This is a genomic window from Microcoleus sp. PH2017_34_RAT_O_A (genome assembly GCF_020737885.1).
Taxonomy (GTDB): Bacteria; Cyanobacteriota; Cyanobacteriia; order Cyanobacteriales; family Microcoleaceae; genus Microcoleus.
The window spans coordinates 1-23,956 of sequence record NZ_JAEQDD010000019.1 but is presented as its reverse complement, the minus strand read 5'-3'; the positions used below and the strand labels follow the sequence as shown (position 1 = coordinate 23,956).

Sequence of the window (23,956 nt, the reverse complement as noted above, 5' to 3'; positions counted from 1 at the left end):
GTTTTGTCTGTGTAGACGCGGTTTCTAACCGCCGAGTCTTCTACGAATCCGGCGATTTTAACCGCCGTCTTTTCTTCAACCCGCGGAGGCGGGTTTTGTGTGTGTAGACGCGGTTTCCAACCGCCGAGTCCTCACTACAAACCCTTTACCAAGGAGTGACAGCCGCAGTACCGCCCGGTGCAATAACTACTCGGAAATCAGCCAGCGGTTCCGCAGGCGGCCTAGTACCAACCGGTTTGTAAAGCAACTCGGACAACGGCGCTTCGGATCGATCGACTGCTGCGGAATTTTCCGACTTGTAACCGACAATCGCCCCATCTTTAGCCACACTCACCCGATAAACCAACTCCGCATCAACAGCAGGCTGATTCTTCAAAACTCCATCAATTTGCTGGGAAAGTTTCCCCTTCAACAGATCGATTTCGGCCGTATCGGTAATCGGCACGGCTGCCGCCCCAGGGCTTGCCAAACCTTCAGCAACAGGAGTGGGCGTGCTTTCCGGCGAAATGTTTGACTGCGGTGTGGCCAAGGGTGAAGTGTCCGACTGCGGCGAAGTGCTCGGAGTTGGTGAACTCGATTCAACAACTTTCGGAGTTTTATCCCCAAGCAAACCGTCAGCCGCAGGCGTGGGATTGGGATTCGGCGAACCCGAACCACCGGAATTCGGCGTGCCGAGATTTTGGCCGGCCCGATTGGGCTGCGGCACTGGATCTCTCGGGCGCTGGACTTCCGGCACTGGTACCAAGAAAAACGCCATCGCCGCCAAAGCCAAACTCGACACCCCCACCACCGCAGGCAAACTGCGCTTCGCCAAAGGTTCGGCAGACTTGATATAACGCTTGGAAATTGGGGTTAATTGCAGCGACAATTCTGGCAACGTCTGGGTGTCGGCAAAAAATTGATCGATCGCCTCTACCAAATCAAATAGCTGTACCGTCGTCAAATCTACCTGTGCCGACAGTTCTGTTTTTTGATCGATTTGGGTGGCGCTGTCAGATCCGGCGGGTAGAACGGTCAAACGGTGGGAATTCCCGTCAATTCTGTGCAACTGTACCATACCCAAATTCGGGCCATAGCGATCGGGATAATGCACTCCGCTCATAAATTCTTGAGCGTAGCTGCTGACAGTCCTCACCAAGCTTTCAAAAAACTCCCGTCCCCCATTGAGGGGCTCACCGAGGCCTGTCACATAGCATTCAGCGCTCATTAATATCGAAAGCACCGGCCGCATTTCTAGCTGGCTGGCTGCCGAGCCATCGCTCAACCCTTCTAGAACCAGGGTGCAATTTGGCAGACTGTACTGACGCCTAATAGTCATTTTTATTCAATTTCTCCATCAAACAGGCTAACCCAGAAGCGCTGCATTCCGGCTGTGCCTGTACAAAATAGCAGTTTGCTCAACAAGTTTAAAGCTAGTTCGTTGAGCTTGTCATCGGAATCGTAAGCTACAACCACCGATCGCTTGGGGTTCATGCGCGATCGAAAATGAGCTCGAAAACGTTCTAAATACTCGGCAAGCTGCAAGTTCTGACTGAGGGGAAGATTTCTCGATCGCAACTGCTGCGAATCTAGCAGCAACTGCCGAATTGTCGCAGTTAACTTGCGCGCCATATTACAGGCGATCGCCACCAGCGCCTTTGCCTCCACAACTGTCAGGGAGCGGCGTTGGGCATAGCGTCTCAGCGGATTAGTATTTCGCATCTGCCAAAAGGCAACGCGATTTTTGACAATTGACTCCAATTCCAGCTCCTTTGACACTGCCAGCATTTCTTCCGCACCTCCGAGATACAAGGCCTCGATCGCCAGCAACATCAAATCAATTTGCAATCTAGTCCGGCGGGGACACCCACCCTCATTCGGCGACAAATCTGGCAAACTGTCTAAAATCAACGGGTTTGACTCGGTAAGCGAAGTTTCTGACGGCATTAAGATCACGGCAACATCCATTTCAACACACTATACGGACAGGCGGGGTCTTGGCCCAGGTAATTTTTGAACCGGAGACTCCTCTGGGATACTTTATTTCTATCGCTCAGTTCTATATTCTGATTTTAATTTAGCACCATTAGCCGCCAGTGGCTTAAGTGCGACCATCTGGCGATCGCTCTTCAAAGAGGGGCTGGAGCATACAGCGGTTTTGTAGTGTGTCAGGTACGATCGGGAAGCAGACATAGGAGCAAAACTAATGATTGCAACTGTTTTCCCGTTTCGGACTGTGTTGGTACAAATTCTAGCCATGTTTTTGGCGATCGCGATCGAATCATGGTTCTTGCAAAAACTACTGAAACTCAGCCCGAAAACCAGCGTTGAATATGCAGCCATCCTCAATCTCTCTTGCACTTGCATGGGTTGGCTAGTTTTTTTCGGCATTGAAAGCGTGCTTTCAAAAGATTTACGGGAACGGCTGATCGATTATATATTATTAGGAGGCGAGCGAGATTTTTACTTCATAATAACTGGCATCGCCCTCTCGATACTGCTAGTGACTTTTCTCGCAAAATGGCAAGCATTAGAACTGTTAGAAAACACGCTATACGGGAAGAAAAAAACTGCTGTTCCTACTGAATTCAAACGCTCATTCACCCTCACCCGCCGTCCTCCGAAAAGAAGTTTTAAAGTCACCACCCAATTTGGAGCAATTTTCATCTCTCACACTGTTAGTAATTGCCTGATTCTAACCGTGTTATTTTTCCAAAGTATCGATTAATTTTAGATTTCAGATTTACTCCACAGATAAATCTGGATCTTCAACTTCTTCGATCGAAAGTTTTAGGTTGGAGCCCGATCTATCCAGGGCTTCTACCCGTTTTCTGACGGTGCGATTGAAATCAACACCTTTAATGTGGTTGCTTCTGCTGAGGTTTCGCCACCGCTTCTTTTTGAGCCGTAAAATTAGTAGCCGCCGCCCGATCCGTCAGACTAATTTTTCCGTTGAGGCTGTCTTTTTCCACAACTCCTCGCAGTTTAACATAGCTGTTTTGACCGATCGCAGCGGACTCGCTGCAACCCGTTAAATTAGGTACGACACCCGACAAGCTCAATCCTTGATTTTCCCACTTCCCTGCTAAAGAAGGTTTCTCCTCGGCTGTGTTTGCGCGATCGCCCTCGCTGTTACCCGATCGCAAATTACCGCTCAAATAAACACCCGATTGCTCGATTGTCAAGGTCAAAGTATCAGATTTCAGACATTCCGGCAAACTTTTAGCATCAAAGCGATAACTTCCCGCAATTGCCGGAGCCGCTTTTAAACTTGTTTCGCCGTAAGCAGTTACCACTTTAAACAGCAGCGAAACCGAGCCGATCGCAATCCCGTAAAATGCCAGGGATTTAAGGCTTAAATGATTCATAATCTTGGGAATGGGGAATTGGGAATTGGGAATGGGGAATTGGGAATTGGGAATTGGGAATTGGGAATTGGGAATTGGGGATTGGGAATTGGGAATTGGGAATTGGTAGCACCTCACAAATAACCAACTGCCAACTGCCAACTGCCAACTGCCAACTGCCAACTGTCAACTGCCAACTGCCAACTGTCAACTGCCAACTGTCAACTGTCAACTGTCAACTGTCAACTGTCAACAAGTACCGAAGCCAAGTGCGATCGCACTTTCACGTAACAGCGCGCAATCAGCAGCGAAGAATGACACTGCACCGCCAATTCATCAGTATACCGTCCGAGAGTTTGGCGTTCAATTCCCCACTCCCGACTCGTACCCGCGATCGTCAAATCAGCATTAGCAGAAGCCGCCACCACCGCTTGAATCGGCTCAGCAGCCTCCACAATCGGAGTTTCAATGCGCGATCGCACTTCTACCGGCAACCGATCCATAACTCGCTGAAACTCATAACTCAGCTCATTTCCCTCTGCCCCGTCAACCGCCACCCGCAGCACCGTCAAACGACGTTCCTCGCTATTAACCAACAGTCTCAGCGCCAATTCCAACCCTAAATCATCGTGAATATTTGCCGCATAAGGCACTAACAAATTATTCAACCGTTCCCTACCTCTGTCAACAAAAATTGCTACATCCACAGTAGCGTTGCTGAGAATTTGGCCGACACGCCCTCCCAAACGGTTGCTGCTAAAAGTCGGCCTGTGCCATCCTACCAAAATCAAATCCGCGCGATCGAGTTCCGCAATTTGCGCCGTTTCCCGCGCCACATCTTTAGTAACCCGAATGATTGGGTGCACGAATTTTTTCGCATCCGGCAATTCCAAACTCTCTATCAATTCTGATAATTTCGAGCGGCGTTCCTGAATAATGCGATCGGCTTCTACGGGCGTACTTTCAAAACCATAATTTTCATTTAATTCGATCAAACTCAGAGGATGAACCGCCGCCGACTGCAAATCGCTACCCCCTGTATCCGCAGCAGGCTGCGCCAGGGCGATCGCCAATTGCAGCAAACCTTTCTGCGTGCTGGGATTAGCAACCGGGACTAAAATTCGATACTTGGGCAGCAATTCTCTATTAATTTCTTCGCTTTCTCCACCCATTGGCGAATCTTTTAATTCTGAATCATCATCCGAACTTACTTCTGAGATATCTAACCGAATCAGCTTTTTCGGATAAGTCCACTCCAACAGTGGCGAAGTCATAAAAGTTGTCACTAAAGCCATAATGACTAACATCGTAAATAGCAGCGGCGAAACCACCCCCAGAGAAAGACCGATATTCAGCACAATCAGTTCAGTCAAACCGCGAGTATTCATCATCCACCCCAGCGCTGAAGCTTCGCGGTTGCTGATGCCGCAGACTCGGGCAGCAACGTAAGTCCCGAAGTATTTTCCAATAATTGCTACTCCCAAAACTGCCGCGCACAGCAGCCACAATTCGGGACTATTGAGCAGGCCGATTTGAGTCCGCAAACCGCTGTAAGCGAAAAATATTGGCAGCAGAAATATCAGGACAAAATCTTCTGTTTTCTCAGCTAATTCTCTGGTAAGTCCGGCATTTTTTGGCATGGCAGCACCCAGCAAAAACGCACCGAAAATTAAGTGAATGCCGATCCATTCAGTAATTAAAGCTGATGCTACAACTCCCATGTAAATGCCGGATAGCACTAATTGAGATAACTTGCCGGTGCGGTTGTAGTGCTTGGAAAGCCGTTGCAAGAACCAGCGGACTACAGTCAGCATGAAACCGATGTACACTATAGATTCAAAAATTGTCGGTAAAGCCCCAACCATCGAGTTAGTGCGCGTAACTGCGATCGCCACCGCCAACAAACACCATGCCGTCACATCGTCTACCGCAGCGCAAGTCAGAGCTAGCGTCCCCAATTTGGTATTCTGCAAGTTGTGCTCTGTAATAATTCTTGCCAGCACCGGAAAGGCAGTAATTGACATCGCAGCGCCCAAAAACATCGCAAATGCTGTAAACGAAACGCTATTATTTGAAACTATCGGGTACAACAGCAGTGCTAGGAAGCTTCCCAGAGAAAATGGCACTAAAATGCTGACGTGTGATGTTAAAATTGCTACATCTAAATTGTTTTTTAGATACTTAGGATTGAGTTCTAAACCAATCAAAAACATGAAAAATATTAGCCCTACCTCAGATAACACGTTGAGGAAAGGAACGGCCTCCGCTGGAAAAAGTGCTGCTCCTAAATCTGGTGCAATCAAACCGAGGAGAGAAGGCCCGAGCATAATTCCTGCTACAATTTCTCCAATAACTTGAGGTTGTTTGATCGCTCGAAATGCTAAGCCGACAAGTCGAGAAAGTGCGATGACAATTAGAACTTCAAGCAGGACGAGAATGGGGATGGGCATGGCGTTTTTAGCTTTAGGTTTTTTGCGGATCGAGAGGGCGTGGCATTCAGTTGACAGTTGACAGTTGACAGTTGACAGTTGACAGCTTACCCGCTCGCTTAGAGAAGGGATGAGGGCGACCTCTACCTGAAAGGAAGAGGATTGGACTCATGAATAGTCTGATTTTAATTTCTCCCTAGAAGGGTTGCGTTTAAACCAATTTTTTCTAGTAAAGCCGACAGAATTGCCGATCGAATAAAATCGATAAAAGCTCGATCGAACGAAAGAAGGCACAAGACACGCAGCTTCAACGCCATTCTCTCACAAGCTCACGAAAGCTTCTGCAACCTCGAACCTGGATTTTTGGTTTTTTCAGAAGCGGTTGCTAGTAACTCTAACCGTATCGTGCGCCCCCCGCACCCAACCCGCCGACTACATCTCATACCATTTTAGATTTTAGATTTTGGATTTTAGATTGGGAGATGATTTACTGGTCATGGGTTGGGATCTTCCCTACAGTTGCATGATTTTGGAAAAATGGCATCGCTCAAGTCGGTGCACACCGTCCACGCAACCCTACGGAAAACCCTACCCTACGGATCTAAGATAGTCAGAAAAAGTGGTGCTTCTGGTGATAGACTAGAAAAGTTGTTTAAATTCGCACATCCGGGTTTTCGGGTGTTTCGAGGGCGCAAACCCTCAGAAATACGACCGGGTGGAGGATTAACCCGAATACAGGAGTTAAAAATACAATGCCAGTAGTTAGTTTGGCTCAAATGTTAGAGTCAGGGGTTCACTTCGGACACCAAACCCGTCGGTGGAACCCGAAAATGGCTCCCTACATTTTCACAGAGCGCAACGGGGTTCACATCATCGACCTCGTGCAAACCGCTCAGCTTATGGAAGACGCCTACGAGTACATGAGAGTGGCCTCCGAAAAAGGTAAAAAGTTTTTGTTCGTCGGTACAAAGCGCCAAGCTGCCGGGATTGTAGCCCAAGAAGCTCAACGCTGCGGTGCTTACTACGTCAACCAGCGCTGGCTGGGGGGAATGCTCACCAACTGGACAACGATTAAGTCCCGCGTCGAGCGCCTCAAGGATTTGGAGCGCCGCGAGGAAATCGGCGCCCTAGATTTGTTGCCGAAAAAAGAAGCTTCCGTGCTGCGCCGAGAAATGGCAAAACTCCAGAAGTATCTGGGCGGAATCAAAACTATGCGTAAGATTCCCGACGGAGTTGTCCTAGTAGACCAACGCCGCGAGTATAATGCTGTGTTGGAATGCCAAAAGCTGGGAATTCCCATCGTCTCTCTGTTGGATACCAACTGCGACCCGGATTTGGTTGACATTGCGATTCCAGCAAACGACGATGCTATTCGATCGATCAAACTGATTGTCGGCAAGTTGGCTGATGCCATCTACGAAGGTCGTCACGGTCAACAAGGCGGCGACTCTGACGAAGACTACGACTACGAAGGTGGTTACGAAGGCGCCGAATATGATGGCGAAATCGAAGAATTGGATGACCCTAATTATGTAGATCCCGAGGACGGCGACACTGACAGCGAAGAAACCGAAAGCTAGTATTGCTATCGGCATCTGACACCAAGCAATTAAAAATTAAAGATTGAAAATTAAAAATTAAAAATCATAATTTTTAGTTGGACATTTTTAATTTTTAATTTTTAATTGTAAATGGCATTAGTCTCGGTCATTAGTAGATTTCTGACAAAAGCATTCCGCAGTGTGAACACCAAAATTAATTAGGGTTCTACACCTACCAAATCCGCCAGAAGGCTGACTTGCTATTTCTTAACTCTTGTCTAATCATTAAGATTAAGGTTCACGAGCGGGACGCTCGCACTCCTGACTAATGATAAGGTTCGCGAGCGGGGACAGCACTAACGACTAATGACTAACGACTAATGACTAATGATAAGGTTCGCGAGCGGGGACGCTCGCACTAACGACTAATAACTAATTTTGATTGGGAACTTAAAGAAGATGGCGGACATATCTGCAAAACTTGTTAAAGAACTGCGCGACAAAACCGGCGCGGGGATGATGGACTGCAAAAAAGCCCTCACCGCAAACGATGGCAATATCGAAACATCAATTGAGTGGCTGCGGAAAAAAGGTCTGGCTGGAGCTGACAAAAAAGCAGGACGGGTTGCCTCAGAAGGACTTGTAGGCAGCTACATTCACACGGGCGGCCGCGTGGGAGTGCTGGTGGAAGTTAACTGCGAAACAGATTTTGTGGCACGGCGCGAAGAATTCCAAAGTTTAGTACGCAATATTGCAATGCAAATTGCAGCTTGCCCGAATGTGGAATACGTGAAAGTTGAAGATATCCCCGCTGAAATTGTCGAACGAGAAAAGGCAATTGAAATGGGCAAAGATGACTTGGGCAACAAGCCGGACAATATCAAAGAAAAGATTGTTCAAGGGCGGATTGACAAGCGGATGAAAGAGTTATGTTTGATGGATCAGCCTTTTATTAGAGATCAAAATATCTCGGTGGAAGAGTTGGTCAAACAAACGATCGCCCAAATTGGCGAAAATGTCCAAGTCCGCCGTTTCGTCCGTTTTGTGTTGGGCGAAGGCATTGAGAAAGTAGAAGCTAACTTTGCCGATGAAGTGGCCGCCCAAATGGGTGCTGCTCAATAATCGAAAATTTAGATTAAAAACTAAAAATTAAAAATGTGAAAACCTAATTTTTTTGCATTTTTAATTTTTAGTTTTTACACGACTACAGAAATAGGTACGTAGTTGCGCTTCAGCGCTCTTGGTACGTAGTTGCGCTTCAGCGCTCTTGGTACGTAGTTGCGCTTTAGCGCTCTTGGTACGTAGTTGCGCTTTAGCGCTCTTGGTACGTAGTTGCGCTTTAGCGCTCTTTATAATATTCCGAAAGAGGGCGTTGCTCATCGGGGTTTGAAAATGGGTAACTTGAAAATTCAGAAGATTAACTCAGTTGTTTCATTTTTTCACATTGAGTCGTTTGTACCGTAAATTAGCGCCGGAGCGCTGAAGCGCAACTACGTACCCAAGAGTCGATATTTTATGACTATCCGGGGGATGTGAGGGGAATCGAGTTTTCACATTGAGTCGTTTGTACCGTAAATTAGCGCCGGAGCGCTGAAGCGCAACTACGTACCCAAGAGCCGATATTTTAGCGATATTTTACGACTATCCGGGAGATGCGAGGGGAATCGAGACTCAGCTAGAAACCGAGAGATAAAAAACATAAAAATGTTGGAGGCGATTCTTGAAACCTATGCCCGATTTCTAACCAGAATTAACTCGACAATCAGACAATTTGTGGCAAAAATCGGGTTGTTTTGCCGATCGTCCTATTTGAATTTTATAGGGGATATATGGTGGGATCCAGAGAGCGCATAGAGCAAGATTTGGCAGGACTCGAAGAGGCTTTAGCAGCCTTGAATCTAGAGTTTCGCAGTACCTACGATGGTTATTTAACTGCCTTGGGACAAGCGGTGCGACAGCAGTTGATTTTGGCTTGCTATCACCTTTGCACTCAAGCGGTGCCGGAGTCGTTTCTCAAGTTGTCCTTCGACGGGCGGCAAAAAATGCAGCAGTCTGTAAGGCGTTTGGCTGCGGCGTCTCAAGAAAAATTGCGATCGCTCACGACTGAATCAGAAGTAGAGGAAGAGGAAGAGGAAGAGGAAGAGGAAGAAATAGATGAAGAAATAGATGAAGAAATAGATGAAGACGAGTTTGGCGAGGAAGAAATCGAGGAAAACGAATTCGTCGAGGAAGAAATAGAGGCAAACAACGAATTTTCCGCTATTAACTATCAATTTCCAGCAACAAACAATCAATTACCAATTGCCAATTCCCCGCAAAGTTTGGCGCGCTGGCAAAATAGTATTGAAAAGTCGATCGCCCAGATTCTCAAGCTGCTGTCTCGCGACACCAACCGCTTGCTCCAACAGTCGGAAATCTTGCCCAGTCAATTGCCAGAACAGGTTCTAGAAGCTGCTTCTGCTGCTGAATTGTCCGCCGACAGCGTGGCGGGCCCACCTAACCTATTAAGCTTAATCATTGAAACAGATAGTTCACCAGCACCGCCAAACTTGGGAAAAAGACCCGGTATTAATGCTTTGCACATTACAGCAATTAAACTGCGGTTGTCGGAAATAGAGTTTGCCGATCCGGGAACATCGGCTTGGCGCCAACAAATTCGCAACCTCTCTGCAAAGTTGAACTCCCTCGGTCGCGATTACCAGAAAAAGCAGCGGGAAATGGCGGTGGTGGAGGCTGAGTCGGCTTGGCGGTTGAGTTGGTTTGAAGATTAGTCAGTGGACAGTGGACAGTTGACAGTTGACAGTTGACAATTGTCTGGAATTATTGAGCTATGATTAATAACTAATGACTAATGACTAATGACTAATGACTAATAACGTTCGCGATCGGGGACGCTCGCGCTAATGACTAATGACTAATGACTAATAACTAATGACTGATGACTAATAACCAACCAGAATGGCAGCGATTGCAAAAAGCTCTTTCCGTAGAAGCCGATCGCGGATTTAACGACATCCAAGGCAGTCAATACCGCTTCAGCGAGTTTCTCGGCCTGAGTTTGAGACAGTTGGCAGGCGCTGTCACTGGTTCTTCGCGCGATCGCGCCAGAGAACTTGCTGTGGAATTTGACATCTACCCTCAGAAAGATCTCGAAGGGCGCCAACATTCGATCGCCATTACAGTCAGTTTCCTCAGACAAATGGAGCAAGTTTGGGAAGAACAAACGACACAAGTCAGACCTGAAAATGCCACCGATTCAATCACTCCAGCCGTTTCAGTTCCCCGAACCGCACCCCTTAACACAGCACCTCCACCCCCCAGTCTGACGCTAGATCAACCGTTAACCCGCGTGACAGGCATCGGCCCCGCCAACGGCAACCGCTTGCTAAAACTCGGTTTAGATACCGTATATGACTTGCTTTACTACTATCCCCGCAACCACATCGACTATGCAAAGCAAGTACGAATTCGCGAGTTAATAGCAGGGGAAACTGTTACTTTAATCGCCGAAGTAAAGCGCTGCAATTGCTTTTCTAGCCCTAAAAATAAGAAATTAACGATATTAGAAGTAATTTTAAAAGACAGTACCGGAGAAATTAAAATCAGTCGCTTTTTTGCCGGGCCTCGCTACAGCAATCGCGGCTGGCAAGAATTCAAAAAGCGCGAGTATTGTACTGGTGCGATACTTGCTGCTTCGGGGTTGGTAAAGCAGGGTAAGTATGGCATTACCCTAGAAAATCCTGAGTTGGAAGTATTAGATGACTCCGGCGGTGCGATCGAATCTATGAAAGTCGGCCGCCTGATTCCTGTTTATCCGCTGACGGAAGGGGTGGATGCGGGTTCGGTGAGGCGATCGATCTTAGCCGCAATTCCGGCCGCGAAACTGTTACCGGAATCGCTACCGGATGACTTGCGCGAGCGTTACGGCTTAATGGGTTTAGCCGATGCGGTGGCAAACATTCACTTTCCGCTCGATCGCGATTGCTTGTCCGCCGCCCGCCGCCGCTTAGTTTTTGACGAATTTTTCTACCTGCAATTAGGCCTTTTAAAGCGCCGCCAAACCCAAAGAAAAGCTCAAGCTAGCGCAGTCATCCTTCCTAGCGGGAAATTGATCGAACAGTTCTATCAAATCTTGCCTTTTGCGCTGACAAATGCCCAAGAAAGAGTCATTAACGACATCCTCAACGATTTAGCTTCGCCCCAGCCGATGAACCGATTAGTGCAAGGCGATGTCGGCGCTGGCAAAACAGTCGTCGCTGTAGTCGCAATGCTAGCAGCAATTCAATCCGGCTATCAAGCCGCTTTAATGGCGCCGACAGAAGTTTTAGCAGAACAGCATTATCGGAAATTGGTAGGCTGGTTTAATTTGATGCACTTGTCTGTCGAACTGTTAACTGGTTCGACAAAAGTAGCCAAGCGCCGGGAAATTCACAGCCAGTTAGAAACCGGAGAATTACCTGTTTTAGTAGGAACTCACGCGCTGATTCAAGATACGGTGAATTTCCATAAATTGGGTTTGGCTGTAATTGACGAACAGCACAGATTCGGCGTGCAGCAGCGTGCTAAATTGCAGCAAAAAGGCGAATCTCCTCACGTTTTGACGATGACCGCAACTCCCATTCCTCGGACGCTGGCGCTGACTCTGCACGGCGATTTAGACGTGAGTCAAATTGATGAACTTCCCCCCGGTCGGCAGGCGATTCAAACGACTGTTCTGTCTGCGAAAGAACGCCTCCAGGCTTACGATTTGATTCGTCGGGAGGTGGCGAGCGGCCGTCAGGTTTATGTGGTTCTGCCTCTGGTGGAGGAGTCGGAAAAGCTGGATGTGCGATCGGCAATTGAGGAAAAAGAGAAACTCGAAAAAAGTATATTTCCTGAGTTTAAGGTAGGTTTGCTCCACGGCAGAATGAGTAGCGCTGACAAAGATCAGGCGATTACTAAGTTTAGAGACAAAGAAACTGATATTTTAGTATCTACTACTGTGGTGGAAGTGGGAGTAGATGTGCCGAATGCAACGGTAATGTTGATTGAAAATTCGGAGCGTTTTGGACTGTCGCAATTGCACCAGTTGCGGGGTCGAGTCGGTCGGGGCAGCAATCGTTCTTATTGTTTGTTAATGCCCGGTTCCAAGGCTGCGGAAGCTATGCAGAGAATGAAGGTTTTAGAACAATCTCAAGATGGATTTTTTATTGCAGAAATGGATATGAGATTGCGCGGCCCAGGTCAGGTTTTGGGAACTCGACAGTCTGGTTTACCGGATTTTGCTTTGGCGAGTTTGGTGGAGGATCAGGAGGTTTTGGAGTTGGCGAGGGAGGCCGCGCAAATGGTAATTGAGAATGATGAAACTTTGGATGAATGGCCGGTCGTGCGGGATGAGTTGGAACGGCGATATCAACGGATGATGAGTGGCTCGATTTTGACTTAGGCTCAAATACGACTGTAGTAAAATTGGTTTGTAGTGAGGACTTTAGTCCTTTTTTTGATGCAGGCTAAAGTCCTCATTACAAACCTACTTTAGGATCGCGAATTAAATAACTTACAATTTTAATTGTTATTGTGAGATGGGCGTCCCGCCTGTCCTTTTTGAACGGGCGGGACGCCCATCCCACAAAATTGTGGAAGTTATTTAATTCTCATTCCTTAGTTCTCTCTTTGATGCGGACTAAAGTCCTCACTACAAACCTACTTTCGTTCTCTCTTTGATGCGGACTAAAGTCCTCACTACAAAACTACTTTCGTTCTCTCTTTGATGCGGACTAAAGTCCTCACTACAAACCTTATGGACAAAAGTATAAAATATCGGTTTATGATGACACAAATTCCGCTATTTTATGTTATAGTAGATTTACTAACATCAGGCATGAATGTCAAAAATCAGGTTTCTTGTGACAGACTCAAGTAAAATCCTCTATTTTTTGTCAAGAAACCCACTGTATAAGCTTTTGCTGAGAATGATGCAAAATATCAGGTTTGGCGAAGGGTGGCGCAGGCGAATTTGTTGGGCGTGAGTGCCTCAGCCCAACCTACTTTGTGAGAGGATTTTGCCCTAGCTATAGGGTATTTTTATGAGTTGTCAGGCTTGGGCCACTTATTGATCCAAGAATCCTTCCCAGGAATGACCCAGAAGTGTCAAAATTAAGATAGTCCTGAGAAAAACAGGGAAAAGGAAATCCAGCCAGTACAGGCTGGTAAGGCAGAATTAATTCCTCGCTTGTCAAGCTTGCAGGTGGTCGCCGACGGTTCGTCGCATTTAATCTCAACAGTAATTTATGAAAGATCTCACTCGTTATCGAAATATTGGCATCTTCGCCCACGTAGATGCTGGCAAAACCACCACAACTGAAAGAATCCTGAAACTGACAGGTAAAATCCACAAAATCGGTGAAGTACACGAAGGCGCGGCGACGACTGACTTCATGGAACAGGAGCAAGAACGCGGGATTACGATTCAATCCGCTGCTACTACCTGCTTCTGGAACGAGCATCAGCTCAACATCATCGATACTCCCGGACACGTCGATTTTACGATCGAGGTTTACCGTTCGCTCAAGGTTCTCGATGGCGGTATCGGTGTGTTCTGCGGTTCCGGTGGAGTTGAACCGCAATCGGAAACTAACTGGCGCTACGCTAACGATTCTAAAGTTGCTCGTATCGTCTATATCAATAAGCTCGATCGCACGGGCGCAGATTTTTACCGAGTTGTCAAGCAAGTCGATAAAGTCCTCGCAGCTAAACCAATGGTAATGGTTTTGCCGATCGGCATTGAAGACAAATTTTGCGGCATGGTCGATTTGCTCACCCGCAAAGCATGGATCTGGGATGATTCGGGCGATCCGATGGGCTACACAATTCAGGATGTTCCGGCCGATATGGTCGATGATGTCGAGAAATACCGCGAACAGTTGATCGAACTGGCTGTCGAGCAGGATGATAACCTGATGGAACAGTACCTCGAAGGCAACGAGCCGAGTATCGAAGACCTCAAGCGGTGCATCCGCAAAGGCACCCGCGACATGGCATTTTTCCCCACCTACTGCGGCTCGTCGTTTAAGAATAAGGGCGTCCAGTTGGTACTCGATGCAGTCGTTGACTACCTCCCGAACCCGATGGAAGTTACGCCTCAGCCTGAGGTGGATCTCGAAGGCGAGGAAACAGGCAATTTCGCGATCGTCGATCCAGAAGGCCCTTTGCGCGCCCTGGCATTTAAGATTATGGACGATCGCTTCGGCGCTTTAACCTTCACCCGTTTGTACTCCGGTAAGATATCCAAAGGCGACACCGTACTCAACACCGCCACAGGCAAAACCGAGCGCATCAGCCGCTTGGTAGAAATGCACGCCAACTCCCGCGAAGAAATTGATTCGGCTCAAGCAGGCGATATTATTGCGATCGTAGGTATGAAAAACGTCCGCACCGGACACACCATCTGCGACCCCAAAAATCCCGCAACCCTTGAGCCAATGGTGTTCCCAGAACCAGTCATCTCCATTTCGGTCAAACCGAAACTCAAAGGAGGCGAAGAAAAGATGGGAGCCGCGCTCACCAAGATGGTACAAGAAGACCCATCTTTCCACATGGTCACAGACGAAGAAAGTGGCGAAACCATCCTCAAGGGCATGGGCGAACTGCACCTCGACATCAAAGTGGACATTCTGCGACGCACCCACGGCGTCGAGGTAGAAGTTGGCGAACCGCAGGTAGCCTACCGCGAGTCCATCACCAAACGCCTCGAAGACAACTACGTCCACAAGAAACAATCTGGTGGTTCAGGTCAATTTGCTAAAATCGGCTATATCGTCGAGCCCGGTGAAGTCGGTAGCGGCTTCGTGTTCGAGTCAAAAGTAACTGGTGGTAGCGTACCGAGAGAGTATTGGCCAGCGGTGCAAAAAGGCTTCCAAAGCTGCATCGATGTGGGCGTCTTGGCTGGTTTCCCCTGCTTGGACTTGAAATTCACCCTGGTTGATGGAGGTTTCCACCCGGTTGACTCTTCAGCAATGGCCTTTGAAATTGCTGCTAAAGCCGCCTACCGCCAATCTGTACCCAAGGCTGGGCCTCAGTTGCTGGAACCGATCATGAATGTCGATGTCTTCACCCCAGACGATCACATGGGCGATGTCATCGGCGACCTCAACCGCCGCCGGGGCATGATGAAAGCTCAGGAAACCGGACAAACAGGAGCGCGGATCAAGGCTGATGTGCCGTTGAGCGAAATGTTTGGCTACATTGGCGATTTGCGTACCATGACATCTGGGCGCGGTCAGTTTTCGATGTCTTTCTCGCACTATTCTCCTTGTCCGAGCAATATCGCTGAGGAAGTGATCAAGGATGCGAAAGAGCGTCAAGCTGCTAAGTAGTGTGTTGAGTGCGATCGAATAGTGCGATCGTAGTCCACGAACAGGTAGCCAGAAACCGGGTTTTTTCCGAAAATCCTTCGCTGTAGCGACGAGATTAGGTGAAAAACCCGGTTTCTTTGATATTGGTGCGTCCAGGACTCTTAAAAAAATCTGCGTTGATTTGCGTTATATCGTTTCCACTTGGACTGGAATGATTAAACCACAGAGGGCGCAGAGGACACAGAGTCCGAGAATAGAGATATGAATCATGCCGATGGAGAGCGGATTTGATATTAATCGGCGGTATCGTAAGGGCGATCGCAGATTTATGAAATAAGTCAAGTATCATATTTGCTAACATACAATTAATAATTTAAAACCGAGGCAGGTAGCCATGACAGCCACCCTAATCCAGAATCAAAGTAGCGGAATTCTGCTAAAAAATATTAGCTGGAAAACTTACGAATCCCTGCTGAATGAGTTAGGGGAACACGGAGGAATTCGCCTGATTTACGATCGCGGAAATTTAGAAATTATGACTCCATCAGCACCACATGAAAAGTCAGGTGAACTCTTAGGAAATTTTGTTGAAGTTCTAACTGATGAATTAAATGTTGACATTTGCAGCCTGGGTTCACTAACCTGCAAGCGCAAAGATTTGGAACGGGGGTTAGAACCTGATAAATGTTACTATATTCAGAATGAAGATGTTGTCTGGAATAAAGAACAAATCGATCTCAATGAAGATCCACCACCGGATTTAGCTATTGAAATTGACATTACCAGCAGTTCGATCGATCGTCTCAAACTTTACGCAAGTTTGGGTGTACCTGAAGTTTGGCGCTACGATGGCAATCGTTTAATCATCTATCACTTAGAAGGCAATGAATACGCAGAGTGCGAGGTTTCTCCCACTTTTGCTTTTCTGTCGAAGTTTGAAATGCTGCGGTTTTTGGAACTGAAACAGACTACAAAAGAAAAGGCTTTGCTGCGGTTATTCCGGGAGTGGGTGAGGAGTCAAATTCAGTAAAGAGACTGAAGGAGGGCGATCGCCCCTCAATCAAGATCGTGTTTGCTAAGATACAATCAATAATCTACAACCCAGGCAGGTAGCCATGACAGCCACCCTGATCCAGAATCAAACTAGCGGAATTCTGCTAAACAACATTAGCTGGAAAACTTACGAATCCCTGCTGAATGAGTTAGGGGAACACGGAGGAATTCGCCTGACTTACGATCGAGGAACATTAGAAATTATGACTCCTTTAGCACCCCATGAAGGTAGTAAGAAAATTTTAGGCCGTTTTGTGGAAAGTGTGAGTGAAGAATTAAACATCGAAATTCGGAGTTTGGGTTCTCTAACTTGTCGGCGCGAGGATTTGGCTCGCGGTTTGGAGCCGGATCAGTGCTACTATATCCAAAATGAGAATGTGGTTTGGGACAAAGAACAAATCGATCTCAATCAAGATCCGCCACCAGATTTAGTAGTGGAAATTGACGTGACTAGCAGTTCGATCGATCGCCTTTCTTTATACGCAAGTTTAGGGGTGCCGGAAGTTTGGCGCTACGACGGAAATCGTTTAATAATTTATCAACTGGAAGCACAGGAATATGTAGAAAGAGATGTTTCTCCGACTTTTCCTTTTTTGTCGCAAGTTGAGATGCTGCGCTTTTTGGAATTGAGGAGGACTACCAAGGAAAATGCTTTGCTGCGGTTATTCCGGGAGTGGGTGAGGAGTCAAATTCAGTCCGGGGAATAAAAGAAAAGGGCGATTCACGATCGGGATGGTTGCGTTTGAGGCTCTTTTTAGCAACCGCAGATGAACGCTGACTGACGCGGAACGATGACTCGGGCGGAGTTCCTCGAATTTACCTTAATTTCGCCCTTCCATATCTTAAACCGTATCGCTATTCTTCTCCTCCATCTCAATTTTGATAGAGATGCAACGTGCCGATCGCCTGGCCGCAAAACTGCGAAAATTAAATATTGACCCGGATACAATTTAGCAAGTTTATTTCATGAGATAGCGAGGTTGAAATGGCCGAAATAAATCCCGATCGCACTACTGGTACAATTACGATCGACGTTTGCGTTCAATCAAACGGGCAGTATCTTTGTCAGATATCATCATCTCTGAGCGATCGCCCCAATGATACCATGAATTTTTACGGACAAACGAAAGAACACGCGATCGCGATCGCCCTAGAACATTTAGCTGACGAATATCGCGAAAAAGCAGAAGAGTCTCAGAATATAGATTCGCTTGCCGTGGAACTTTCAGATTCAGGAGAACCAATTAATAAATATTATCATGTGATTGTACACTACGAAGAAATTTCGGAAGCAGAATCTAAGTTTGAGGCAGTACACAATACAATAATGGGAAATACGATAGTTGAGAATGCCAGACTTGCAGCCATTGAGATTGATCCAGATATTGAAATCGAGCCGTTAGAGCGATCGGGATATTGAGGGATAAAATTTTACACAATCTGCGGGTCACAATCAAGTTTTGTCGTCAAAAAAAGCGGTTTCCGATCTGCATCCAGGATTAAAATAAACAGGACTATTGATTTTGATTAATTTGGCTTTTTACCCAATTCCGAAATGCTTTAACTAATTCCAAATAATCCATTGTTTCCGCCTGTGCCAAAAAACTGACAATCTCTAAAATAGCAACACTCGGAAATGCTAAACTGATCTCGCACTCGACATACCCTTGACTCTCCAATCTGTTAATTCTGAGCCGCGAACCGTTGTAAATCCAAACTTCCGGCACTCCCAGATCGGCATAAATCTGCAAGGTATTGTCGGATCTGCTGGTAACATCAATTTCCACCACTAAATCCGGGGGCGGATCTTGACTCATATCGAGTCGTTTTTTGCCTTTAATTGCACTAACATTCTGGATGTAAAAACAATCATCTGGTTCAGCACCAATAAGTTCGGGACGTTTGAATGTCGTAGAACCCAGAGGTTCAATTTTCACGTTTAATTCTTCAGCTAATGTTTCAACAAATCGACCTATTACTCTTTTGTAAATTTCGTGTTCAGGAGAAGGCACCATAATTTTCAAATTGCCGCGATTGTATCTCAGTCTAATTGGCCGATCGCCGATTTCGGCAAGCAAAGTTTCATAAGTTTGCCAACTGATATTCGATAGCTCAACTATTTGTTCGGGCGGACTGAGAGTTTTAGCAATCATGGGGTTACTTTGGTGAAGAGTTCGTAGGCGCAAGCCGGGGCGTAGCGATCGCACTTTTAAACTAAATCATATCATCTCAAACATAGGTTTGTAGTGAGGACTTCAGTCCGCATCCGACGAGAGAGGACTGAAGTCCTCACTACGAACCAAATTGCTAGTTATTGGCCTGCAAAATCGGCACGGAACTTCTGGACAACTCGATTCAATTCCACTGAATGAGAAGCTTTAAATAAAATACGATCGCCCTTTTCAACAAATCCCAACAACCGCTTTGCTAAATCTTCCCGCCCATCGGGCGCCGTAATATCTCCTATCTCCACAAAAGGCACGCCCGCCGCACCCGCCGCCATCGCCGCCGCTTCCTCAAAATCCGCAAACACAAACAAAGCATCGAGGTTTAAATCCCGCGCCGCTTTTCCTACTTGTCGGTGAAATTCGATCGCCCTTTCGCCCAATTCCTTCATCGTACCCAACACCGCAATCCGGCGCTTTCCCGGAGTATCCGCTAACAATCTCAGCGCCGCCAACATCGACTCCAAACCAGCATTGTAAGTCTCATCCAGAATCACAACATCAGAAAGCAAATCGTAGCGGCGCGCCCGTCCATCCGGTAACTGCACGGACAAACCTTGTTGTAAAACTTCCCACTTAATCCCTAAAACTTTTGCTACCGCCAAAGCCGCCAAATAATTTACAGCATTGTGCCTTCCAGCCAACGGTAGCGGCAATTCCACACCTTCTACAAGCATTGTATCATTATTCAGCAATTTCCCGCACAAATCGCCGCCTTCTAATCCGTAACTTAAAGTTTTTCCCTGCCAAACTTGCGCCGCAGTTGCCATTAATCTGTCAGAATCGTGATTGAGAATAGCAATACTTTCAGCAGGCATTTCCGCTAACAGTTCGCACTTAGCTTGGGCGATCGCCTCTTCCGAACCCAAGCGCCCGATATGCGCCGTTCCTACATTAGTAATTACCGCCACAGTAGGACGCGCAATTTGCGACAGCAGCGCAATTTCTCCTAGCCCGCGCATTCCCATTTCAATTACAGCATAATTGTCGGTCGGCGAAAGCTCTAATAGAGTTTTCGGGACTCCAATTTCATTGTTGTAGTTATATTGAGTTTTCAGAACATTTCCGCTGGTTGATAAAACGGCCGCAATTAATTCTTTGGCAGTAGTTTTACCTACTGAACCAGTAACACCAATTATCGGTATACTGAATTGGTCGCGCCACCAACGGGCGATCGCCTGGTAAGCTTTTAAAGTATCGTCAACGCGCAACAGCGGAAAATTGGGAACTTCTGCTTGGTAAGTGCGATCGACTACCGCAGCAATCGCTCCCAAATCCCGCGCTTTTGCCACAAATTGATGTCCGTCAAAATTGTCTCCCCGCAGCGCCAAAAATACTTCGCCCCCCTCAATGGTGCGCGTATCTGTAGCAATACCTGTCCCTACAACTGTCAGAACGTCCTCAGACACAGCAAGCAAAGGTACAGTTAAAATTTCAGCAAGTTGGGCGATACTTACGCGACAGACCATATTACCAGCACTCACATTTCAAATCATTATTTTCACAGCTAATCCTACCTCGCCCCACCTCACATTTAACTGACACCAGTTCAAAAAAGAATGCAACTGCTTTGCCCGGAATCTAAACCCTGAGAGTCCTCAGTCATTCCCATCGCCAATCGCCAATCGCCAATCGCAAATGGTATAAGAGGGGGCTGCCGACTAGGATTGACCTTGACTCTCGTAAGAAATCCTCTGCCCATCATAAATTATCTAGAACAAACCCACAATCTTTACCAATAATTTACAAAGTTTGTGGTGATTTTAGGCCTTGCTAATTGCAAACAATTCATGTCATGCTGGTGTTGACAAATAGTTTAACTAAGTAAAAAAGATCTGCTTAAGGCGATCGCCACTTCCACCCCTAAGCCTCGGGAGGCGAGAAGCTCGGTTGACCCTACCCAACAACGGATACAAGCCCTCGACCTAAGTCGGGGAGAGATTAAAATTTTAGACTACAGTTGAAGCTTCCAGATGAATCTGTGGAGTAAATCTAAAATCTAAAATCTAAAATCTAAAATCGGTTGACTCAATTGTGGTGCTTCATCTGCCAATTCATATCTGCCAATGGCGCTTAAAGCTCCTGCCCAATCCTTTTGGAGGGTTAATCCACAGTGAACGACTATAACAGACAGAGCCAGGAAGAAGAACAGCTACTTTACAACCACTGGCTGGAGTTGGTACAAGTAGAGCAGCCGATCGAACTAATCGACCGTTTTCGCACTTTGTTTATCTACGGTAACGGATATCGCGATCGCACCATCGCTGAAGCACTCGAAAAAATAGCAGCCTCACCATACGCCCAACAAGAATTCAAATACATCCTCAACCGTTGCTGCCACATCCTGATCAACCGCTGGCAAACATACCCCGGCAAGCAAGCAGCTATCCCGGAATTGATCGCTCTGTTTGAAGAAGCCCCCAAAATATTATCTCGATATAGTCGATCGCGCCCTACTCACTCCATCCCCCAATTAGTCAATCAATTTACCCAAAGCGAACAATACCTCACACTCAAACGCTTAGCCAAAGTCATCACCCACAGTAATGAAGACAGCAACGGCAAAACTCCCGCCAGCCTAGCCCTCGGAACCTTAATTCCCCGATACCCTTACCTCTACAAACACTGCCTCCTCAGCGACGACAGCACCTACGAACAGCAAAAAATCATTCAAAAAATCCAAGCTCAAAAGCAGCAGCAATTTGAAATCGACCTCTCACAATACGTTGCTCACCAAGTGAGAAAAGCCCAAGCAGCCCGCCGGCATACCTCAATCTCCTTCGGCAGAAGTATACAGACTATAAAAAACCCGACGCTGTTGAGCGACCCAGAGCTGTTCTTTGCCCTCAAGCAATTTGTCGGAAAAGTCGAAGGAGCCGATACCTACCGACAGCTAGCCGGCCGCTTCATGGCGAACACCAGCACAAGTGTGTCCTACAGATCCTTTAAAGACGACTTATACGAATACCTAATTTCTTCCGTCACCGACGATGGCTACGGCAAACGTCAATTTAACGAAAAACTGTATAAACAACTACAAAATACCTTTCCCCACAACGATGCTCAGAAGTTCAACGAATTTTTAACGATCAGAACTTGCAGCCAGTTATTGAACTTTTTAGTAGTAGAGAGTCCTGCGCGGCCGAACCACTTTGTCTTCATCGACCTGATCTCAAACCTCGGGCCCACCCAAACCACAGGTTTGCTGCTGAAAATCGTGCTAATTTGTGGCAAAGTCAAGCCCTATCTAGAAAAGCGGTTGGCAATTTTGTTCGGTCACTACGAATTTTGTACCCGAGAAGGCCTGGTGTGGTTAGTCAAAGCCTTGGAAAACCTGAATCTCGCTTTGAGTACCAATTTTGGGAATCTAGACGTATCTTTCCTGCGGTAGCCGGTCTGTCCCAGAACTTTCTCGCGTTCGAGTTTGACAAAACATCACAGCTCAAAATCCGGTTTCTGAATACCCTCAAAGTTTGAGATTGAATTGTAACGACTTAATTAAGTGGCCAAAGCTACTCAAAAGACGCCATTCTGTGTTAAAATTCCAAGTGTATCAGATTCGGTTGCAGGCTTTGTTCATTGCTACAGAATTGTTTAAAAACTTGCCCTTCTGTATCGGCAGGGGACTCTCCGAAACTGAAATCTTTGCACTGTCTAATTTTTGGAGTTATTCCTCATGTCGATATACGTCGGTAACTTATCCTACCAAGTTACCCAAGAAGACATCACCACCGTCTTCGCCGAATACGGAACCGTTAAGCGAGTACATCTACCTACCGACAGAGAAACCAGTCGCCCCCGCGGCTTTGGTTTTGTAGAAATGTCAACAGATGCCGAAGAAGATGCAGCGATTGCTGCTCTCGACGGAGCAGAGTGGATGGGTCGCGATCTCAAAGTTAACAAAGCTAAGCCCCGCGAAGATGAAGGCGGCCGGGGCGGCGGCAACCGGGGCGGCGGCGGCCCAGGCAAATTTGGTCGCGGCGGTGGCGGCGGCGGCGGCGGACGTTATTAATTTCCTAATTAATTTCCGACGATCGAGATTTGAGATTGGAGAGCTGAAATTTGGGATCGAGGCCACCTAGCTTTGAACCACCGTCCGAATAATTTCCGGCCCGGTTGCTCCCAACCTTTACTCTTCCAGTCTGGCGATCGACCGCATTAAATATACCAAAAAGCCAAGGTTAGTCCCTTGGCTTTTTGGTATGAGGCTATTCAATATGAGTTAAAAACTCGGTGGGTTAAGACTTTCAGGTGCCTCTAGTTTTCTAATCATCAGGTTCGATGCTGCTGCTCAATCCGTGATTGTTGAGCGTTTCAGCATAAAACTCAGCGTGTTCGAGAGCGCAAACAATCACCAGTCCCAGCCCGTTGGTGTGGGCTTCCATCATCACATTTACAGCCTGTGGCTGAGTCAGACTGGGTACCGTCGCCATCAAAGTCTGCACCACGTATTCCATGGGATTGAAATCATCATTGTGCAGCAGCACGCGGTAGCGCGGCGCAAGCTTGCGGACTGTAGAAGGCTTTTGAATAATTTCGACAGACACTAATCTATACCTCCTGACTTGTAGGATGTTAAAATTTTTGACACTCCCTGCCGTTGATGCGAGGGGATTCTTCGTTCATCAACCCAAGTTGCTGAGATAGGCTTACACCTAAAACAGTAGATCTCGAACTAGGACGAAGCTGGTATCGCATTAATTTCGATCGACAATCTTGAGCTGGATTCCTCCGCTGTGAAAGAGTATCTCACTTTCAGTTATTTTATTGAAATTTCCAGATTCAGACAAGGCAGCCGCCTAGCCGATCGCGAGCTGTCAACCATACCAAACCCAGAAGAAGTGTCCTAAGCCCGCAGCCGCCCCCTGTCTAGGGTCATAATAATAGAGACGCAAGATCGGTTAAAAATAAAAAACTACCAAAATTAGGGGGTTAGAGCCTCGTCCTTCTAGGACTACTTTATTCTAGAAATCCTGTTGCCATTTTGTAGAAATTGGGTAAAATCAAACAAGGAGGTGATGCAAGTGTTCAATCTGACTTATGAATTCA

Annotated in this window: 19 protein-coding genes; 12 read left to right on the top strand and 7 right to left on the bottom strand. The window is 46.9% G+C overall.

From position 1 onward, the window contains the following. Positions 1 to 145: 145 nt before the first annotated feature. Entirely contained in the window at positions 146 to 1,318 is a 1,173-nt protein-coding gene (locus tag JGK11_RS09155) for a DUF4335 domain-containing protein (protein WP_293185213.1), read from the bottom strand. 2 nt (positions 1,319 to 1,320) lie between these two features. Then, entirely contained in the window at positions 1,321 to 1,947 is a 627-nt protein-coding gene (locus tag JGK11_RS09150; RefSeq protein ID WP_293185212.1) for a DUF3038 domain-containing protein, read from the bottom strand. A gap of 238 nt (positions 1,948 to 2,185) precedes the next feature. Between JGK11_RS09150 and fraC the strand changes: the two genes are divergently transcribed. Then, positions 2,186 to 2,707: a filament integrity protein FraC gene (fraC, locus tag JGK11_RS09145; RefSeq protein ID WP_293185210.1), complete on the top strand. Its 522-nt coding sequence runs from the start codon at positions 2,186 to 2,188 to the stop codon at positions 2,705 to 2,707. Positions 2,708 to 2,837: 130 nt separating this feature from the next. Here fraC and JGK11_RS09140 read toward each other — a convergent pair whose 3' ends face one another. Beyond that, on the bottom strand, positions 2,838 to 3,347 hold the full coding sequence (locus tag JGK11_RS09140; protein WP_293185209.1) for a hypothetical protein: 510 nt from the start codon (positions 3,345 to 3,347) through the stop codon (positions 2,838 to 2,840). Between JGK11_RS09140 and JGK11_RS09135 the strand changes: the two genes are divergently transcribed. Beyond that, a complete protein-coding gene (locus tag JGK11_RS09135) occupies positions 3,339 to 3,470 on the top strand; it encodes a hypothetical protein (protein ID WP_293185208.1) in 132 nt (43 codons plus the stop codon). The genes JGK11_RS09140 and JGK11_RS09135 overlap by 9 nt on opposite strands. Positions 3,471 to 3,568: 98 nt before the next feature. On the opposite strand, the gene JGK11_RS09130 is transcribed toward JGK11_RS09135, so the two are convergent. Beyond that, positions 3,569 to 5,776 carry a cation:proton antiporter gene (locus JGK11_RS09130; protein WP_293193071.1) on the bottom strand — a complete coding sequence of 736 codons (2,208 nt, stop codon included), beginning with the start codon at positions 5,774 to 5,776 and terminating at the stop codon, positions 3,569 to 3,571. Between the two features lie 731 nt (positions 5,777 to 6,507). On the opposite strand from JGK11_RS09130, the gene rpsB reads away from it, so the two are divergent. The 8 genes from rpsB to JGK11_RS09090 all read left to right on the top strand — a co-directional run bounded on the left by rpsB (position 6,508) and on the right by JGK11_RS09090 (position 18,102). Continuing rightward, on the top strand, positions 6,508 to 7,335 hold the full coding sequence (gene rpsB, locus JGK11_RS09125; protein ID WP_293185206.1) for a 30S ribosomal protein S2: 828 nt from the start codon (positions 6,508 to 6,510) through the stop codon (positions 7,333 to 7,335). 420 nt (positions 7,336 to 7,755) lie between these two features. Further along, a complete protein-coding gene (gene tsf, locus JGK11_RS09120) occupies positions 7,756 to 8,418 on the top strand; it encodes a translation elongation factor Ts (protein WP_293185205.1) in 663 nt (220 codons plus the stop codon). Positions 8,419 to 9,125: 707 nt separating this feature from the next. Further along, positions 9,126 to 10,067, top strand: coding sequence for a hypothetical protein (locus tag JGK11_RS09115; protein ID WP_293185204.1), 942 nt, complete (start codon positions 9,126 to 9,128; stop codon positions 10,065 to 10,067). A gap of 167 nt (positions 10,068 to 10,234) precedes the next feature. Continuing rightward, positions 10,235 to 12,721 (top strand): ATP-dependent DNA helicase RecG, encoded by a 2,487-nt coding sequence (recG, locus tag JGK11_RS09110; protein ID WP_293185203.1) that lies wholly within the window; start codon positions 10,235 to 10,237, stop codon positions 12,719 to 12,721. Positions 12,722 to 13,565: 844 nt separating this feature from the next. Further along, a complete protein-coding gene (gene fusA / locus JGK11_RS09105) occupies positions 13,566 to 15,650 on the top strand; it encodes an elongation factor G (RefSeq protein ID WP_293185202.1) in 2,085 nt (694 codons plus the stop codon). Positions 15,651 to 16,023: 373 nt separating this feature from the next. After that, entirely contained in the window at positions 16,024 to 16,659 is a 636-nt protein-coding gene (locus JGK11_RS09100) for a Uma2 family endonuclease (RefSeq protein ID WP_293193067.1), read from the top strand. 85 nt (positions 16,660 to 16,744) lie between these two features. Then, complete coding sequence (locus tag JGK11_RS09095) at positions 16,745 to 17,389, top strand: Uma2 family endonuclease (protein WP_293193065.1); 645 nt, start codon at positions 16,745 to 16,747, stop codon at positions 17,387 to 17,389. 278 nt (positions 17,390 to 17,667) lie between these two features. Next, positions 17,668 to 18,102, top strand: coding sequence for a hypothetical protein (locus JGK11_RS09090; protein WP_293211340.1), 435 nt, complete (start codon positions 17,668 to 17,670; stop codon positions 18,100 to 18,102). Between the two features lie 94 nt (positions 18,103 to 18,196). On the opposite strand, the gene JGK11_RS09085 is transcribed toward JGK11_RS09090, so the two are convergent. Both JGK11_RS09085 and murF read right to left on the bottom strand, forming a co-directional pair. Next, positions 18,197 to 18,835, bottom strand: coding sequence for a Uma2 family endonuclease (locus tag JGK11_RS09085; protein ID WP_293185198.1), 639 nt, complete (start codon positions 18,833 to 18,835; stop codon positions 18,197 to 18,199). A gap of 158 nt (positions 18,836 to 18,993) precedes the next feature. Beyond that, positions 18,994 to 20,376, bottom strand: a complete 1,383-nt coding sequence (gene murF / locus JGK11_RS09080) for a UDP-N-acetylmuramoyl-tripeptide--D-alanyl-D-alanine ligase (protein WP_293185197.1) — start codon at positions 20,374 to 20,376, stop codon at positions 18,994 to 18,996. Between the two features lie 644 nt (positions 20,377 to 21,020). Between murF and JGK11_RS09075 the strand changes: the two genes are divergently transcribed. Together JGK11_RS09075 and JGK11_RS09070 are read left to right on the top strand one after the other, a co-directional pair. Then, the gene (locus tag JGK11_RS09075; protein ID WP_293204998.1) at positions 21,021 to 22,298 is read left to right on the top strand and encodes a hypothetical protein; all 1,278 of its coding nucleotides are present in this window, start codon (positions 21,021 to 21,023) and stop codon (positions 22,296 to 22,298) included. Between the two features lie 285 nt (positions 22,299 to 22,583). After that, on the top strand, positions 22,584 to 22,919 hold the full coding sequence (locus tag JGK11_RS09070) for an RNA-binding protein (RefSeq protein ID WP_293185195.1): 336 nt from the start codon (positions 22,584 to 22,586) through the stop codon (positions 22,917 to 22,919). Between the two features lie 253 nt (positions 22,920 to 23,172). On the opposite strand, the gene clpS is transcribed toward JGK11_RS09070, so the two are convergent. Then, a complete protein-coding gene (gene clpS / locus JGK11_RS09065) occupies positions 23,173 to 23,454 on the bottom strand; it encodes an ATP-dependent Clp protease adapter ClpS (protein WP_193976163.1) in 282 nt (93 codons plus the stop codon). Positions 23,455 to 23,956: the final 502 nt, after the last annotated feature.